Raw genomic sequence first — 15,901 nt, 5'->3', positions numbered from 1 at the left:
ATGACGGTGGCGCGCGCCGACGCGCGCGGTGAGACCTCGGTGGCGGGACTGGTGCGCCACACCGTGATCCAGACGCAGCGGCTGCTGCTGCGCTGGTCGCGCAACCCGGTGGCGCTGTTCGAGACGCTGATCATCCCGTGCCTGCTGCTGCTCATGCTCGACATCGTGGTGGGCGGCCAGATCCAGAAGTTCTCCGGCACGGATGCCCTCTACGGGTCGGTGCCGATGGTCGCCATAGTCGGCGCGCTGTCGGGCGCGGTGGCGAGCGGGGTGATGCTCGGACGTGAGCGCGACGCCGGTCTGCTGGCCAGGTTCTGGGTGCTGCCGGTGCACCGGGCGTCGGGTCTCACGGCGCGCATCCTCGCGGAGGGCTGCCGCATCCTGATCGGCACGCTGGCGGTGGTGCTCGTCGGGCACCTGCTCGGCTTCCGCTTCCAGCAGGGGCCGCTCGCGGCGCTGATGTTCATCGCGATCCCGGTGCTGTTCGGGCTGGCGTTCGCGACGCTGGTCACGGCGATCGCGGTGTACAGCGCGAAAGCCACACTGGTGGAGGGGATCACGATCCTCACCTCGCTGCTGATGTTCTTCAGCACCGGTTTCGTCCCGCTGATCGCCTACCCGGAATGGATCCAGCCGGTGGTCCGCAACCAACCCATGTCGGTCGCGGTCGACACCATGAAAGCCCTGGCTCTCGGCGGACCGCTCACCCGCCCCCTGACCCTCACCTTGCTGTGGTCGCTGGGTGCGGTGGTGCTGTTCGCGATTCCGGCCGTCATCGGGTATCGGCGCGCGAGTCGGCGGTGAGAAGTTCGGTGCCGGGGCGGTGCGTCGACCGCCCCGGTTCGAGGGTGCTGAATCAGGAATCGCCGCTGTCGGGAACCGCACCGGGGGACTGCGCGGCGGTAGCGCCGGTGGTCGACGCATCGACGTGAGCGGACGGCGATGCGTCCGGTGCCGAGGCGGGATGGGATTCCGTTGCCGTGCCGGGTGATGCGGGAGTTCCGGCCGCCGTGGGCGACTCCGGAACCGGGCTCGGATTCAGGCTCGGGCTCGCTGAGAGCTCAGCGTCGGCACTCGTATCGGGTTCGGCCGCTGCGGTTCTCGCATCCGCGGTGGCGCTCGCATCGAGGTCAGGCGTGGCACTCGAGCCGGGGTGGACCACGGCGTTCGTGTGGGGGCAGGGTGCTGCGCTCAGGTCGGGGCTGGCTGCGGCACTCGCATCGGAGTCGGCCACGGCGTTCGGCTCGGAGTCGGGTACGGCGGTGGCATCTGGGTCGGCTCCGGCCCCCGCACTCGCGCCCGGTTCGGACGCGCCCTCCGCCGACACAGCCGCCGCCGGTTGCCCGCCTTCGGGAGATGCCGGGGGAGCGGTGGTTTCGGACTCGTCCGGCGGATACGCCTCGAACGGCAACACATTGCCCGCCGCGTCGCGCGCGCCCTTCTCCGCCTCGATGGCGGCGGCGAGTTCGGCGGTGGTGGACCAGGTCCTGGGTGGGTCGAGATCGAGATTGCCGATGGTGAGCCAGGTGTCGGTACCGCGGTAGCGGACCAGCCCCTTGCCCTCGGCGTCGACGGTGACATCGAGTTCGCCGGACACCGTCCCTTCCTCTTCGGTCATGACGGCGGCCCCGGCGGAGAGCTCGATGATCTCGGTTATCGGAAACCTCCTCGTTGGACGCATTCGTCGACCGCCGAGCGCAGCGCGGTCATTTCGGCGGTGTCGACGGTCAGCCCGTACTTTATCTTGACCCGAACGTAACGCTCGACATATCCACACCGGAATTCGCCGGGCGGCAGATAGTTCGCGGCGTCCTGATCACCCTTGGAACGATTGGCCGTCGGATCGGAAGCTTCCAAGTTGAGCGCGTCGTTGGCGATGCGGCGCCGGGTCTGCTCGTCGCCCTTCGCGGCGCCCGAACGCCATGCCTCGGCGAGCGGGACGATGTGTTCGGCGTCCACGCCGGAGGAATCGGTGATCCATTTGTACTCGCGCAGCTGCCCGGTCTTGCGGTCCAGCACGCCGTAGCGATCGCGCCACCCGCCGTCGGCCCCGACGGTCACCACACAGGTCTTGGGATCGAGGGTCACCGAACCGGTGCTGTCGCGCAGCAGCATCACCTCGCGCGTGGAACATTTGCTGTACCGGGCGAATTCGTCGCCGAAGCCGTGCTCGAGTTTGTTGGTGTCCCAGTGCGGGAACTTCTCGCGGTCGTAGCCCGTCATCGAACCTTCCGCCGCCACAGTCAATTTCCCGAGCAGGTCGCGGATTTCCTGCGCGGAGGTGGCGGCCGAGCCCGCGGGCCCGGGACCTGAACCGTCCTTCGCCGACATCTCCTCCAGCACCGTGTAGGCGGCGACGACCGCGATGGCGACCAGAATGGGTGCGGCGAAAGCCAGTGCCCGGCGCACCATGCCGGGCTTGGTGGACGAACGCGTCATGACAGCGCTCCGCTCGCCGGCGGGACCGAGACCATCTGCAAGTTTTTTCCTAACACCTACGCACCGAACTATGGCGCGGGACAAGCTACCCGGGCTGACTGCCACGGAACGCCAACGCGGCGTATGACATTCGGCACGTTTAGGATAACCCGTTGCGGGCCAAGGTGTCTCCGTGAGCGTGCTGCTATCGTTCCTCGTCGGGCTGCGCAGTGGGCGGAATTCCGGTGTCGTGGAAGCGAACCAGGCGCCCGATGCCGTCGGTGTGGTCCACGCAGCGTTCCAGATGGTGGCCGAGCAGGGCCAGGTCGATGATCGTGCCGGCCGAGTGCGGCGGCTCGGATTCGGCGAGGGTGGTGCGCAACCGGGTCCGCAACTCGGCGAGCTCGTCGGGCGTCGGCACGGCCTCGTCGGGCAGGTGACCCGTCGCCACCGCCTGTCCGGCCAGCGCGGTGCGCTGCGCCGCGAGCCTGCCCAGCTCGGCCAGCACCTCCAGAATCGGTTGCGGCGCGACATGATCGGGATGGCTTCGATAGACGCTGTCGGCGACCAGGTTGGCCAGTCGGCCGATCCGGGAGAGCTCGCCCGCGATCTGGATCGCCGTCACCACATGTCGCAGATCCCGCGCCACCGGCGCCTGTAGCGCCAGCAGCACCACCGTGCGCGCCTCGCACGCGCCGAACATCGTCTGTAGCTGCTCGTCCAAGGCGAAGACCTCGTAGGCGGTGGCGAGGTCGGCGCGCACGAGCGCGTCGGTGACACGCTCGACGGCGTCGTGGGCGAGCCGGCACATCAGCGTCAGATCGTTCGTCAACGCGAGAAGCTCATGGGTGAACTGGGTCCGCACAGCCGAATTCTCGCCCATGGCGGGGTGCGCGCGGAAACGATTCGCGCGCACCGTCATCGCCGATCCGCGTGCCGATGCGGCCCGGGAGCGGGGAAAGCCCTGGTGCACAGGGGAAATAGCACGCGTGCATCACCTCGCTCGGACAAGGCTCCCGGCCGGTGCTACGGTCGGGCCATGCCGAGCAAGAACGACGTGCAGCACCGCCTGGTGACCGCGTTCCAGCGCCGGGTCGGCAATCCGCTCCTGCGCAGGCGCACCGCCCAGCAGCTGCTGGAGACGACCGGCCGGGTGAGCGGTGAGCCGCGCGTCACCCCGATCGGCGGCCGCCGGATCGGCAACCAGTTCTGGCTGGTCTCCGAATTCGGCGAGCGCTCGCAGTACGTGCGGAACATCAAGGCCGACAACAGGGTCCGCGTCCGCCTGCGCGGCACCTGGCACACCGGCACCGCGCACCTGCTCCCCGACGACGACGCGGTGGCCCGCCTGCGTGAACTCCCGCGCGCCAACAGCGCCGCCGTCCGCCTCGTCGGCACCGACCTGCTCACCATCCGGGTCGACCTCGACGACTGAGCTCGTCGCGCATCCGGTCCGCGGCGTTCAGCGCTGAATTCCGTTCCTGCGGTTAACTGTTCGCGGGTACGTAGCCGTGCGAACCGAGGTCCGGTCGTGCCCTCGCGGTGTCCGTAGTGAAACGCCCTCTCATGGCCTTGTGTAGCAATCTTCTAGCTATCGAACTGGATGGCATCGACGTGCTCTCGCGACCGCCTGTTCGTGACGCTTCGGCGTCGGTAATCGGACCTGTGTGCGCCGGCCCGGGGCTCGGCGATCCTATGGCAGCGCGCCCCGAATCCCGCTCTACCCTTGGGTTTTGTGTGCTACGCCGCACTTCGGCGCACAAAGTGATGCGCTTCACGTATCGCGTGAACCCCGCGTCGAAACGCTCGATAAGTGGCGATCCTCACACCACCCTGATTTTGTTGTGACGCAGAGTACCTATTAGCTTGACGGATGTTGGCATTGACGCCGGATACGGAGAGCGCCATGTATTTCCCCCCATCCCGTGCCCGTCGCGCGGCGGTCGGACGCCGTTCATGACGCCGGAAATCCGCAGCGTGGAACGCGAATCCGCGACCGCGATCGTGCGCCGCAATTTCTCGGACACGGTGGTGTCGTCGTTGCGGACGTTCGGTCGTGCGGTGGGGATGGCGCAGGAGTCGGTGGCTGGAACGGTGGGTGACTTGGTGCGCCGGGAGTTCCAGTGGCGGGAGACGTTGGTTCAGGCGTGGCGGTTGGTCACGGTGACGACGGTGCCTGCGATTTTGATGGCGATTCCGTTCGGTGTGATCGTGTCGATTCAGGTGGGGAATCTGATTCATTCGTTGGGGGCGGATTCGTTGTTGGGGGCGACGGGTGGTTTGGGTGTGATCAAGCAGGGGGCGCCGATGGCGACGGGGTTCTTGTTGGGGGGTGCGGGGGCGGCGGCGATCGCGGCGGATTTGGGTGCGCGCACGATTCGGGAGGAGATCGATGCGTTGCATACGATGGGGATTTCGCCGATTCATCGGTTGGTGATTCCGCGGATGGTGGCGATGTTGCTGGTGGCGCCGTTGTTGAATGTGTTGATCATTTTTGTGGGTGTGTTGGCGGGGTATGCGGTGGCGATCGGTGGGCAGGGGGTGGTGCCGGGGTCGTATTGGGCGACGTTTGGTTCGTTCACGACGGCGGCGGATGTGTGGGTGTCGTTGGTGAAGGCGTTGATTTTCGGGTTTTTGGTGGTGATCATCGCGTGTCAGCGGGGGTTGGAGGCGAAGGGTGGGCCGCGGGGTGTGGCTGATGCGGTGAATGCGGCGGTGGTGTTGTCGGTGGTGTCGATCGTGTGCGTGAATTTGTTGTTGACGCAGGTGACGGCGATGTTCTTGCCGACGAGGTTGGCGTGATGGCCGTATCCCCTTACGTCCCCAAGGGACTCGCCCCGCTCGCGCGCTATTTCCGCCGCGGCAGCCGGATCATGCGTTCGGTCGATTCGCTCGGCTTCGTCACGGTTTTCGTCTGGCAGGTGCTCGCGGCCGTGCCGCTCACCTTGCAGCGCTACCGCGCCGAGACCATGCGCGCCATCACGAATATGACCTGGGGTCGCGGCTCCATCGTGGTCGGCGGCGGCACCGTGCCGATGATGATCGTGCTCGGCCTGGTGATGGGCGCGTCGGTCGGCGTCGAATCCTTCGCCACGCTCGACATGCTGGGCATGGGCCCGGTCACCGGCATCGTCTCCGCCTACGCGACCACCCGTGAACTCGCGCCCATCGCGGCGGCCGTCGGTTTCGCCGCGCAGGCGGGCTGCCGCATCACCGCCGAAATCGGCTCGATGCGCATCTCCGAGGAGATCGACGCGATCGAATCACTCGGCCTGCGGTCGGTGCCCTTCGTGGTGACCACCCGCGTGATCGCGGGCGCCATCGCGATCGTGCCGACCTTCCTGATCGCGCTGATCCTGGCCTACCTGGCCTGCCGCGGGCTCATCACGCTCGTGCACGGGCAGTCCGCCGGCGTCTACGACCATTACTTCTTCCAGTTCGTGTCCGGATTCGACGTGATCGCCGCGGTGATCAAGGTCGCCATCTTCGGCACCGTGGTGATTCTCGTCCACAGCTACTACGGCTTCTTCGCCACCGGCGGCCCCGAGGGCGTCGGCATCGCGTCGGGCCGGGCGGTGCGCACCAGCTTCGTGGCGATCATCGCCATCGACATGGTGCTGTCCATCGCGCTGTGGGGCTTCAACACGGCGATCAGCTTCACGGGGTAGGGGATGCCTAACTACGGTTTGCCCGGCGTCGCCGCGAACAAGAATCGCGCGCGCACAGTCGGATTGATCTTGGTCGCGCTCATCCTGGTGATCGCGCTGGCCACCTCGCTGTACCGCTCGCTGCGGTCCGAGGAGGGCCTGCGCGTCGCGCTGCACACCGAGCTGATCGGCGACGGTGTCACCGAGGGCACCCAGGTCCGCCTGGACGGGGTGCTGGTCGGCGAGGTCACCGAGATCGCGCCCGCCGCGCGCGGCACGCAGCGAATCTCGTTGCGGCTCGACGAATCCCGGCTGCACGGCATCGACGATTCGATGCTGGTGGACTACGCGCCCGCCAACCTGTTCGGCATCAGCGAACTGGCGTTGAAGCGCGGGCCGGGCGGCGCCCCGCTGCGCGAGAACGCCGTCATCGACCTCACCGGCCCCAACTCCGGCAACGTCTACGACGCCACCATGGGCAGCATCCTGCGCAGCCTCTCCCAAGTCGGTGAGTCGGCGTTCAGCCCGCGGCTGGCGACCGTGATCGCCCAGCTCTCCGCCGATTTCAAGTCGTTCACCCCGCTGGTGCAGGCGTTGATCACGGTGGCGCAGACCATCGCCGACAACCAGACCATGCCCGCGAACGAACTGCTCGGCAGGCTCGGCCCGGCCTTCGACGGCGGCGGCGATTTCGCCGGGGCCACCATCGAGGTGCTGGACCAGTTGCACGACATCCGCATCCTGCACACCGATCGGGACCGCTTCGACGTGGGCGTCGCGGTGCTGACCGGATCGATCCTGCCCGGCCTGTCCACCACGGTCAGCGCGGCGGGCGACGAACTCGCCGAGGCCACCGACATGCTCGCCCCGCTGCTCGCGGTGCTGGCGCAGATGGTGCCGCGCCCGCAGCAGTCGGCCGACGACCTGCGCACCCTGCTGGAGCGGCTGGGCCGCGCCATGCCGAACACCCCGGAGGGACCCGTGCTGAATCTCGAGGTCGACCTGCGCGGCGTTCCCGGTATCGCGGTGCCGCTGCTCGGACAGGGAGGTGCCCGATGACCGTGCGCGGCGCGGGCCTGCGGCTCGGACTGTTCGCGGGCCTGATGGCGGTGGTGCTGGCCCTGGTGCTCGCCGCGATCGAACGGCCGGTCAGCGGTGACACGCACGCGCACGACGCGCTGTTCACCGACGCCAACGGCCTCAAGACCGGCGACGACGTGCGCATGTACGGCGTGCAGGTGGGCAAGGTGGAGGCCATCGGCCTGGACGGGGACCGCGCGAAGGTGCGCATCACCGTGCGCACCGATACGCCGGTCTACGACAACAGCAAGCTCGCCATCCGGTACCAGAACCTCACCGGCCAGCGCTACATCGACCTGCAACAGCAGCCGAATCCCGGTGTGCCCCTGGCCCCGAACACGCGGATCGGCACCGAGATGACGGTGCCGTCGTTCGACGTGACCAGCCTGTTCAACGGGTTGAAGCCGGTGCTGGCGACGCTGTCGCCGGAGGCGGTCAACCAGTTCACCGAGAGCATGCTCGCGGTCATCGAGGGCGACGGCACCGGCATCGGCCCGGCGATGGAGGCGATCGGCACCCTCAGCCGGTACGCCGGCGACCGCCAGGACGTCATCGCGACGGTGGTGCGCAATATGGCCGAGATCGCCGAGCAGGTCGGCGGCGAGGTGCACCACCTGGTGCCGCTGCTGGCGCGCCTGAGCGACATCTTCGAATCGCTGCGCACGAACATCGGCGGGCTGGCCGATTTCGCGATGTCGGCGCCCTCGGTGCTCGGCCCGCTGGATCGCCTGCTCGGCACGCTCGGACTCGACCAGGACGGTGCGGCCGCGCTCGACGCGCAGATCCGCGCCCTGTTCCCCGACCCGCAGCAGGCGGTCGAGGTGTTCAGCAGGCTGCCCGGATTGCTCCAGGCCGTGGACAATTCGCTGCCGCGCACCGTCGCGGGCTGGAAACCGGCCTGCGCCAACGGTTCCGCCGACGTGCCGGTGCCGGTGCAGGTTCTGATCGCCGGACAGAAGGTGGCGATATGCAACGCGTGATCTCGCGCTGGTTCGGTGGCGACCGGCCGATCCTGGACGACGCGGCCAAGCGGCGCAAGGAGATCCGGCTCGGCATCGCCGGCTCGCTGGTGGTGGTGCTCGGTGTCGCGGTGGCGGCGATGTTGTATGTGGTGCCGTTCGGCAAGACCACCTACACCGCCGAGATCGCGGAGGCGCAGTCGGTGAAGGTGGGCGACGAAGTGCGCCTGGCCGGTGTCTCGGTGGGCCAGGTGGAGTCGCTGGACCTGAAGCCCGACCGGGTCGTCATGCGGTTCACGGTGAAATCCGATGTCTTCGTGGGGGATCAGACCTCCCTCGACATCCGTATGCTCACCGTGGTCGGCGGCCACTACGTGGCGCTGCACCCCGCGGGCACCGCCCCGCTCGGCGACGGCGTGATCCCCGCCGACCGGGTTCGCCTGCCCTACAGCCTGATCGAGACGTTCCAGGACGCCACCACCCCGTTGCGGGAACTCAACGGCGACACCCTGCGCCGCAATCTCGCCGCGCTGGACGAATCGCTGGACGGCGCACCGGAAACCCTGCGCACCACCCTCGACACGCTGGGCTCCTACGTCGACGCCATCAACCGCCAGCGCGGGCAAGTGTCCAGCGCCATCGCCGTGCTGGACGAATACGTGACGGCCTACGACGGCGCCAAGTCGGATCTGGGCCGGTTGATGGACAACGTGAACGTGCTCGAGACCGTGCTCATCGACAAGCGGGCCGAACTGCGCGAGTCGATCGCGCTGCTGGTGAGCGTGGTCGAGCGGATCGCGGCGCTGGCGCCGACCTGGGACAGCACGCTGAAGCCGCGGGTGGCCGAGCTGATGGGCGCCGTGCCGCGCCTGGAGGAGATGAGCGGACAGCTCGAACCGGTGATCGCCAGTACGCAGCAGCTCGCCGAAAAGCTGCGCGGGCTGGTGATTCCCGAGGAGGGGCTGGTGCTCGACCGCTCCGGGGAGACCGTGCAGGCCCCGCCGGGCGCCGAACTGCCCGGCGTGTGCGTGCCGGTGCCGGGGAAGGACTGCTGATGCTGAAGAAGCTGCTCGGCACGCAGGCGTTCATGTCGATCGCCGGTGCGGTCCTCATCGCCGTGCTCACCGTGGTGGGCTACGTCCTCGCGTTCGACCCGCTGCGCAAGACCGAATCCTATTGCGCCATCATGTCCGACAGCATCGGCTTGTACGCGGGCAATCAGGTGACCATGCGCGGCATCACGGTCGGCACCGTCACCTCGGTGCGCAATCAGGGGCCCGAGGTGCGGGTCGACTTCGAGGTCGACGCCGACTACCCCGTCTACGCCGACGCCTCTGCCACCACCGTGTCCGACACCGTCGTCGCCGACCGCGCCCTGGCGGTGCTGGCGAGCGGGCAGAACCTCGACCGCTGGGACAGCGGTCAGTGCATCACCAAGACGCTGACCCCCAAGAGCCTCACCGAGACGCTCACCGCGCTGGCCCAGCTGTCGGATCAGATCGTGGGACCCGATCCGTCCCGGCCGACGTCGCTGGCCGACGGGCTGTCCGCGCTGGACCGCGCCAGCGCGGGCACCGGTCCGCAGATCAACGAGCTCATTCGCGAGCTCGGATCGGCGCTGAACGCCGCCGACGCCGACATCGGCCATCTGGCGGGCATTTTCGACGCGTTCGCCTCCGTCTCGAAGAAGGTCAACGAGCACTGGGGTGATCTGGAGAGCATGCTGGTGCGGGTCGGCCCGGTGCTCCAGCAGGCCAGCGACGATCTGCTGCGCCCCGGCGCCCGGCTGTTCGACGCGCTGCGCGAAGTGCTGCCGATGCTCAACGACCTCACCACCTCCTTCGGCGGTGAGATCCTCGGCCTGCTCGACCGCGCGGTGCCGATGCTGAAATTGTTGCGCGCCAATGTCGGATCGCTGCGCGAGATCGTGCTCACCACACCGGTGTTCGTCTCCGCGTTCCGCGGCGTGATCGACCCGGAGACCGGCGCGCCGGGCATCACCTACGCCCCGCCGAAGGTCGCGATCCCGTACGCGGACGCCGAACAGGTGTGCGCCGCCGTGAACGCCGTCGCGCCGGGGCGCTGCGCGGGCGCCGAGAACGGCTTGGTGAACGTCGAATTGATCCAGCTGGTGCCGGGAATGGCGGGTGGCCGATGAGGACGCGTGTGCTGCGCAGGGCGGCAATGGTTTTCGCCGTGGCGGCGTCGGTCACGGTGGGCGGGTGCGGTTTCGACCCGTCGACGGTGCCGGTGCCGGGGACCTCGGTGTCGGGGCCGACCTACCGGTTGCAGATCGAGTTCGCGAACGTGCTCAACCTGCCCGCCCGTGCGAAGGTGATCGCCAACGGCGCGCAGGTCGGCACGGTGCGGGACGTGCGCGTTGTCCCGGCGTCGGAGGCGCCGGACGGGCGCGGCGGCTACGTGGTGGTCACCACCGACATCGCGGAATCCGTTGACCTGCCCACGAATACCATCGCCGAACTGCGTCAGAACACGGTGCTCGGCGACATCCACATCGCGCTCACCACACCGCCGTCCGGCTTCGACGCGTTGCTCGAACCCGGCGGCACCATCGGTCTCGACCACACGAAACCGCCCATGCAGCTGGAGGACACCATGGCCGCCATGGCGTTCTTCGTGCAGGGCGGTGCGGTCGGCCAGATGCAGGACATCATCAACCGGTTCAACGCCGTACTGCCGCAGGACCCCAAAGAGACCGCGCGCATCGCGGGCGTCATGGGCGCCGACGCCGCCGACCTGGCCGCGAACCTGGACCAGGTCGACGCGCTGCTGTTCGGCCTGGCGAGCAATGCTCAAGTGCTGCGCGAGATCCGGCCCGAGCTGGACAACATCTTCCGCGACGACGCGGTGGCGCAGATGAACGCGGTAGCGCGCTCCATCGACGGCGTCACCGAGATCTTCGCCGCGCTCGGCCCGGTCGGGCAGTCGCTGGAATGGCTTGCCCCGCTGGTAAATTCGGGCGACGCCGCCGCGCGGGCCTTCGTGCCGCTGGCGACCGGCGGGCCGCTGGACCTGCGGCAGTCGTCCAACCTGGCGATGCTGATCGCGCTGTTGCGGGACAAGATCATCCCGTTCGTCGAGAACGGACCGAAGGTGAACGTCACCGGGGTGAGTGCCGCCGCGAGCCCGGTCGCCGAGTCCGACCAGATCGACCGGATCATCCAGACCCTGCGCATGATCGGAGCCGTCCGATGAAGATCGGTTCGCTGGCCTCGCTCGGCGGCATCGCGGCCATCACGGTGCTCGGCGCGGCCTACCTCACCTTCGGCGTCGTTCGCGCCGACCCGTTCGCCGACCACACCCACGCCACCATGGTGCTGAAGAACTCGGGCGGGCTCGGCGTGGGCTCGCCGATCCTGCTGACGGGCATCGAAGTGGGGGAGGTGCTGTCGGTGGACAGCACCTCCGCCGGCGTCGAGGTCGGTTTCCGCGTCGACGCCGAGCATCGGGTGCCCACCGACAGCGTCGTCACCATCGAGCACCTGTCCGCGCTCGGCGAGCCGTACGTGCAGTTCGTGCCGAAGGGGACCGGCGGCCCGTACCTCACCGACGGGCAGCGCCTCGACACCGCCGACGTGCGGACGCCGCTGTCGATCGCGCAGGTCGCGCACCTGGTCACCCAGACCATGAACCAGCTGGACCCGGCCGTGGTCGGCTCCCTGGTCGACACCCTGAGCACCTCGCTGCACGGCACCGAGGCCGTGATGCCCGAACTGGCGCGCACCGGCGATCTGCTGGCCGCCACCATCATGACCCGCACGCCGCGCATCGCCGACCTGCTCAACAGCTTCCAGCTCGCCGCCGCCGACATCGAGTGGGCCGGGCCCGCGACCAGTGCCGGCGCGCCCGCGCTCGTCGGATTCGGCGCATCGCTCGACGAACTGGTGGAGGCCGTCGGGCGCCTGGTCACCGCCGACGGCGGGATGGATCCCTACCTGACGGGCGACGGGGTGGTGCCGTTCCTCGAGCGGCTCACCGCCTGGTTGCGCGAGACCGGACCGGAGTTGCGCGAGATCCTGCCCGGACTGCGTCCGCTCACCGACGCGGTCGTGGCGGGCGGGCCGCAGCTGGATCTGAGTGCGCTGCTGTCCCAGGCCCTCGCCGGGACCGATGACGATGCCGTCCAGGTGCGCGTGGCCATCAGATAACGGTCCGGTAGCTCATCAGCTATCCCTGCGATGTGCCCTGATCTGCGGGAATATCGTCATTCAAAGGTGATCCGAAGATCAGCGACCTTCGGGTAACCTCCGGGAAAGATCAACTTTGCGAGACGGATTTCCGGTCGGCAGCGAAGGTGGTGCGCGATGGTGCGATCCGGTGGCGACCCCGCGCCGTACGGCGTCGAGGGGCCGAATAACACCCGTGTGCTGATCATCGCGGCCGCCATCGCCGCCGCGCTCTCCGTGGTCGTGGCGATCGGGTTGTTCCTGCGGGCGGGGCAGGACGGTGACGATCCGCGCAATCCCGCACCGTCGTACACGACGCGGCCCACCGATCCGGCGTCGCTGTCGCCGGTACGCACGGTCGGCGGCGACTGTTCGGCGGGCGGCATCGTGGCGCGCTGGGAGTTGCAGGACGGTCAGCTCATGTGCGTGCCGGAACCGCAGCGCGCCGACCCGCGACGCGTCGGCGGCGATTGCTCGCACAGCGGGCTGGTGGCGGAATGGGGCCGCACCACCGACGGTCAGTGGATCTGTATCCCGCAGGCGCCGCGCCAGGTCGGCGACGACTGCTCGCACGACGGGATCGCCGCGCGCTGGGATCGTACGCCGGAGGGGTGGAACTGCGTGCCGCAGCAGCAGGTGGCGGCGGCGCCCGCCCCGCCTCCCGCACCCGTCGCGCCCGCGCCGCAGCCCGCCCCCCGGCCCGTGGCGCCACCTCCGCCGCCGGAGCCGGAACCCGTTGTCCCGGTTCCCGCGCCCGCGCCGCCCCCGCCGCCCGCGGTGGTCATTCCGTTGCCGGGGCTGCCCGGGATTCAGATTCCGCTGCCCCCGCCGCCGTAGTCCACGTTTGTCGCGCACGATGTCCGGCCATTCCGTGGGGGTCGATCGCGGTGCCGACGCCCGGTATCCACGGAAGAATTGCCTTCGACCGTTCTTCAGTCGGGTTTCCCATGGCCGCCGAGGTGTTTCTCGCGCGGCCGGCAGTGCTGTCAGAACAGGCCCAGTTGGGTCACCGTCTCCGGCGAGAGGACCGGGCCCGGCACGATCCGCCGGCCCTTCAGCGCACCCAGGTCGGCGATGAACGGCGCGTCGTCGTCGTTCACGGTGACCAGCGCCGCGCCGCCGATCATGGCGCGCACCGTCAGGCAGTGCGGGCCCGAGGCGAGCGTGTGCGGGTACTCGTCGGCCCCGGCGGAGAAGAATCCGGCGTGTTCGGCGGGCGGTTGCCACGGCTCGAGGGGCAGGACCGCCGACAACTCCGCCAGGCATTCGCGCGCCGCCGCGACGGTCTCCGCGTGCGCGGCCTCGATCCGCGCGGCGCTGCGCGCCCGAACCAGGGCCGCCACCTTGGCCGTTCGGCGCTTCGCCTGCGTGACGCCGAGCACCTCGGTCAGCCGGTCCTCGTAGACGCGGGCGGCCAGCCCGTCTTCGGCCCACGCGAGATAGGTGGCGCGCACCGCGCCTTGTTCGTCCAGCCGCGCGCGCTTGCGGCTGTGCGCGGCGGTGCCGACCTTGCACGAGGCGTCGGCGAACGTGGCGATGTACACCCAATGCGGTTGCGCGACATACTCGCGCAGGCTGTCGGGGAGGTAGCCGCCCCGGTGGGCGTTGTGGATGAAACGGAACTCGTCGTCCGCGCCGCAGGTCTCGCACTGATCGCCCGCGGTGACCAGCCGCCGGTCGCGGCACGGGCGGTAGCGCCCGTCGCCGGAGCGCCCGAACGCGAACCGCCCCACGCAGTAGCGCCCGTCCGGTCGCACCGTGAACGCCAGCCGGGTGCCGAGCAGCGGCACGGACATTCGTGTGTGCGTGGCCGTCTCGACGAGGTCCAGGTGTGGTGAGCCGCCGGTCCACGAGACCGCGCGCACCAGGTGTTCGCCGCCCCGATGCCACCCAGCGTCCGCCAACGATGCCCCTTCCTCGCGGTGAGCGTCGAGTAAAGCACTCGCGCGGGGGTCGGTGCCGGGCGGGAGCGGATTCGTCACCGGGAACGGCCGAGATCCAGGCGTTTGGTGACGCGGTCGACGAGGTCCGGGGGCATGCCGGGTTCGCGGCGGGCCGAAAGCGCTTCGCGGCGGCCCGCTTCCACGACCTCCTCACGTAGGGAGGTCATCCGTTTCATGAACTCCAAGTCGCGGGCCGCGGCGGCGCGGGCGTCCTCGTCGGCGGCTTGCGGGTCGGCCTTGGCGAAGCGGCGGCGGAGTTGATCGCGCATGCGTTCGTAGACCTCGTCGGGGAGGTCCTCGGTCGCCGCGAGTTCCTTCAGGCGGGAGAGTTCGGCGCCGACGACGCGCTCCCACAGGTGGCGTTCGAGTTCGCGTTCCCTCTTGGTGTCCGCCTGCACGCCCGTGAGTCGGACGACGAAAGGCAGTGTGGGGCCTTGGATCAGCAGCGTGAACAGGACGACGGCGAACGCGGTGAACAGGATCTCGGTGCGCCCGGGGAAGTCGGTCCCGTCCGCAATGAGCAGCGGAATGGCCAGCGCCAGCGCCACACTCGCCACGCCGCGCATGCCGGCCCACCAGGTGACGATGGTTTCCTGCCAGGTCTGCGGTTCGTCCAGGTCGCGCGCCCGCCACCACAGCCGCCCGATCGCCCAGGTCGTCAGCAGCCAGACCAGGCGCAACAGCACCACCGCCGCGATCACCGCGCCCGCCACGCCGAGCAGGCGCGGCCAGTCGTCGCCGGTGACCTCCAGCACCGCGGCCAGTTCCAGGCCGATGAGGCCGAACGCGAAGCCGCTCAACAGCATTTCGATGATCTCCCAGAAGGATTCACCGACCAAGCGGTAGTCGCGGTCGCCGATCTCGGTGACGGCGTCGGTGAGGTAGAGCGCGCTGACCAGTACGGCCAATACTCCCGACCCGTGCCAAGCTTCGGCGATCCCGTACGCCGCGAACGGCAGCAGCAAGCTCAGCGCGACCTGCCAGGTGGCCTCGTCCAGGTACTTGGTCAACGTGGTGCCCGCGAAGCCGAGCGCGAGGCCCACGGCGATAGCGACCACCGCCGCGACCACGAATTCGCCCGCGGCTTCGGCGGAGGAGAACTCACCCGTCACCACCGCCTGCACGGCGACGGTATAGATGACGATCGCGGTGACGTCGTTGAACAGGCCCTCCCCGCCCAGTACCACCACCAGCCGGCGCGGCAGGCCGAGCCGGCCCGCGAGCGCGGTCGCCGCCACCGGATCGGGCGGCGCGACGATCGCGCCCAGCGCGATGGCCGCCGCGATCGGCACCCCGGGATACCAGGCATGGAACACCGCGGCGACCGCGGCGGCCGTCGCGACCACCAACCCGACCGCGCGCAGGGCGATCGGCCCCCAGTTCTCCGCGAACTGCCGCCACGACGTGCGCCGCGCCGCCGCGTACAGCAGCGGCGGCAGCACCAGTGGCAGGATCAGATCGGGCGGAATGTGGATTTTCGGCGCGAACGGGATCAGCGCCACCACACACCCGAACACCGTCATCAGGATCGCCGACGCCACCCCGATCCGCCGCGACAGCGGCTCCGCCAGGATCGCGGCGAACAGCAGCACGAACATCAGCACCAACTGGTCCATGACCATCCAGTCTGCGTGCCCCCACCCCGCAACACCCCGTGCCGCGCCGCC

At 69.2% G+C, this 15,901-nt stretch carries 16 protein-coding genes; 11 read left to right on the top strand and 5 right to left on the bottom strand.

What is annotated here, in order from left to right; all coding sequences use genetic code 11:
• Positions 1–804 carry an ABC transporter permease gene (locus OHB21_RS01235; RefSeq protein WP_228791832.1) on the top strand — a complete coding sequence of 268 codons (804 nt, stop codon included), beginning with the start codon at positions 1–3 and terminating at the stop codon, positions 802–804.
• A 52-nt stretch (positions 805–856) separates the two neighbouring features.
• On the opposite strand, the gene OHB21_RS01230 is transcribed toward OHB21_RS01235, so the two are convergent.
• From OHB21_RS01230 to OHB21_RS01220, 3 genes are all read right to left on the bottom strand, one after another.
• Positions 857–1,618, bottom strand: coding sequence for a hypothetical protein (locus OHB21_RS01230; protein WP_228791828.1), 762 nt, complete (start codon positions 1,616–1,618; stop codon positions 857–859).
• 35 nt (positions 1,619–1,653) lie between these two features.
• On the bottom strand, positions 1,654–2,439 hold the full coding sequence (locus tag OHB21_RS01225; protein ID WP_067512659.1) for an HNH endonuclease family protein: 786 nt from the start codon (positions 2,437–2,439) through the stop codon (positions 1,654–1,656).
• A 184-nt stretch (positions 2,440–2,623) separates the two neighbouring features.
• Complete coding sequence (locus tag OHB21_RS01220; RefSeq protein WP_228791827.1) at positions 2,624–3,340, bottom strand: phosphate signaling complex PhoU family protein; 717 nt, start codon at positions 3,338–3,340, stop codon at positions 2,624–2,626.
• A 117-nt stretch (positions 3,341–3,457) separates the two neighbouring features.
• On the opposite strand from OHB21_RS01220, the gene OHB21_RS01215 reads away from it, so the two are divergent.
• The 10 genes from OHB21_RS01215 (at position 3,458) to OHB21_RS01170 (ending at position 13,128) form a co-directional block, all read left to right on the top strand.
• The gene (locus OHB21_RS01215) at positions 3,458–3,853 is read left to right on the top strand and encodes a nitroreductase/quinone reductase family protein (RefSeq protein ID WP_067512661.1); all 396 of its coding nucleotides are present in this window, start codon (positions 3,458–3,460) and stop codon (positions 3,851–3,853) included.
• A gap of 521 nt (positions 3,854–4,374) precedes the next feature.
• Complete coding sequence (locus OHB21_RS01210; RefSeq protein ID WP_328437087.1) at positions 4,375–5,220, top strand: MlaE family ABC transporter permease; 846 nt, start codon at positions 4,375–4,377, stop codon at positions 5,218–5,220.
• The gene (locus tag OHB21_RS01205) at positions 5,220–6,086 is read left to right on the top strand and encodes an MlaE family ABC transporter permease (protein ID WP_113975309.1); all 867 of its coding nucleotides are present in this window, start codon (positions 5,220–5,222) and stop codon (positions 6,084–6,086) included. Before OHB21_RS01210 ends, OHB21_RS01205 begins: the two co-directional genes overlap by 1 nt.
• 3 nt (positions 6,087–6,089) lie before the next feature.
• The gene (locus OHB21_RS01200) at positions 6,090–7,124 is read left to right on the top strand and encodes an MlaD family protein (RefSeq protein WP_067508757.1); all 1,035 of its coding nucleotides are present in this window, start codon (positions 6,090–6,092) and stop codon (positions 7,122–7,124) included.
• The gene (locus OHB21_RS01195; protein ID WP_067508755.1) at positions 7,121–8,125 is read left to right on the top strand and encodes an MlaD family protein; all 1,005 of its coding nucleotides are present in this window, start codon (positions 7,121–7,123) and stop codon (positions 8,123–8,125) included. Before OHB21_RS01200 ends, OHB21_RS01195 begins: the two co-directional genes overlap by 4 nt.
• The gene (locus tag OHB21_RS01190) at positions 8,113–9,159 is read left to right on the top strand and encodes an MCE family protein (protein ID WP_067508753.1); all 1,047 of its coding nucleotides are present in this window, start codon (positions 8,113–8,115) and stop codon (positions 9,157–9,159) included. The genes OHB21_RS01195 and OHB21_RS01190 overlap by 13 nt, the downstream gene beginning before the upstream one ends.
• Complete coding sequence (locus OHB21_RS01185) at positions 9,159–10,262, top strand: MlaD family protein (protein ID WP_067508799.1); 1,104 nt, start codon at positions 9,159–9,161, stop codon at positions 10,260–10,262. The genes OHB21_RS01190 and OHB21_RS01185 overlap by 1 nt, the downstream gene beginning before the upstream one ends.
• Complete coding sequence (locus OHB21_RS01180) at positions 10,259–11,320, top strand: MlaD family protein (RefSeq protein WP_084537560.1); 1,062 nt, start codon at positions 10,259–10,261, stop codon at positions 11,318–11,320. Before OHB21_RS01185 ends, OHB21_RS01180 begins: the two co-directional genes overlap by 4 nt.
• Positions 11,317–12,273, top strand: a complete 957-nt coding sequence (locus OHB21_RS01175) for an MlaD family protein (protein WP_067508749.1) — start codon at positions 11,317–11,319, stop codon at positions 12,271–12,273. The genes OHB21_RS01180 and OHB21_RS01175 overlap by 4 nt, the downstream gene beginning before the upstream one ends.
• A gap of 156 nt (positions 12,274–12,429) precedes the next feature.
• Positions 12,430–13,128 (top strand): hypothetical protein, encoded by a 699-nt coding sequence (locus tag OHB21_RS01170; RefSeq protein ID WP_067508747.1) that lies wholly within the window; start codon positions 12,430–12,432, stop codon positions 13,126–13,128.
• Between the two features lie 149 nt (positions 13,129–13,277).
• Here OHB21_RS01170 and OHB21_RS01165 read toward each other — a convergent pair whose 3' ends face one another.
• Together OHB21_RS01165 and OHB21_RS01160 are read right to left on the bottom strand one after the other, a co-directional pair.
• Entirely contained in the window at positions 13,278–14,195 is a 918-nt protein-coding gene (locus OHB21_RS01165; RefSeq protein ID WP_195125646.1) for a DUF2797 domain-containing protein, read from the bottom strand.
• Positions 14,196–14,269: 74 nt separating this feature from the next.
• Positions 14,270–15,850 carry a Na+/H+ antiporter gene (locus tag OHB21_RS01160; protein ID WP_067508743.1) on the bottom strand — a complete coding sequence of 527 codons (1,581 nt, stop codon included), beginning with the start codon at positions 15,848–15,850 and terminating at the stop codon, positions 14,270–14,272.
• Between the last annotated feature and the right edge of the window lie 51 nt (positions 15,851–15,901).

It is taken from the genome of Nocardia puris (assembly GCF_036051655.1).
GTDB lineage: Bacteria > Actinomycetota > Actinomycetes > Mycobacteriales > Mycobacteriaceae > Nocardia > Nocardia puris.
Note: the sequence above shows the minus strand (reverse complement) of the source record. Positions and strands in the feature narration are given on the sequence as shown.

Excerpts from the sequence above, each read along its gene's own strand:
- OHB21_RS01160 (WP_067508743.1), bottom strand. The coding sequence starts at position 15,850 with ATGGACCAGTTGGTGCTGATGTTCGTGCTGCTGTTCGCCGCGATCCTG.
- OHB21_RS01210 (WP_328437087.1), top strand. The coding sequence starts at position 4,375 with ATGACGCCGGAAATCCGCAGCGTGGAACGCGAATCCGCGACCGCGATC.
- OHB21_RS01195 (WP_067508755.1), top strand. The coding sequence starts at position 7,121 with ATGACCGTGCGCGGCGCGGGCCTGCGGCTCGGACTGTTCGCGGGCCTG.
- OHB21_RS01215 (WP_067512661.1), top strand. The coding sequence starts at position 3,458 with ATGCCGAGCAAGAACGACGTGCAGCACCGCCTGGTGACCGCGTTCCAG.
- OHB21_RS01175 (WP_067508749.1), top strand. The coding sequence starts at position 11,317 with ATGAAGATCGGTTCGCTGGCCTCGCTCGGCGGCATCGCGGCCATCACG.
- OHB21_RS01200 (WP_067508757.1), top strand. The coding sequence starts at position 6,090 with ATGCCTAACTACGGTTTGCCCGGCGTCGCCGCGAACAAGAATCGCGCG.
- OHB21_RS01170 (WP_067508747.1), top strand. The coding sequence starts at position 12,430 with ATGGTGCGATCCGGTGGCGACCCCGCGCCGTACGGCGTCGAGGGGCCG.
- OHB21_RS01180 (WP_084537560.1), top strand. The coding sequence starts at position 10,259 with ATGAGGACGCGTGTGCTGCGCAGGGCGGCAATGGTTTTCGCCGTGGCG.
- OHB21_RS01190 (WP_067508753.1), top strand. The coding sequence starts at position 8,113 with ATGCAACGCGTGATCTCGCGCTGGTTCGGTGGCGACCGGCCGATCCTG.
- OHB21_RS01225 (WP_067512659.1), bottom strand. The coding sequence starts at position 2,439 with ATGACGCGTTCGTCCACCAAGCCCGGCATGGTGCGCCGGGCACTGGCT.
- OHB21_RS01205 (WP_113975309.1), top strand. The coding sequence starts at position 5,220 with ATGGCCGTATCCCCTTACGTCCCCAAGGGACTCGCCCCGCTCGCGCGC.
- OHB21_RS01220 (WP_228791827.1), bottom strand. The coding sequence starts at position 3,340 with ATGACGGTGCGCGCGAATCGTTTCCGCGCGCACCCCGCCATGGGCGAG.
- OHB21_RS01185 (WP_067508799.1), top strand. The coding sequence starts at position 9,159 with ATGCTGAAGAAGCTGCTCGGCACGCAGGCGTTCATGTCGATCGCCGGT.
- OHB21_RS01230 (WP_228791828.1), bottom strand. The coding sequence starts at position 1,618 with ATGACCGAAGAGGAAGGGACGGTGTCCGGCGAACTCGATGTCACCGTC.
- OHB21_RS01235 (WP_228791832.1), top strand. The coding sequence starts at position 1 with ATGACGGTGGCGCGCGCCGACGCGCGCGGTGAGACCTCGGTGGCGGGA.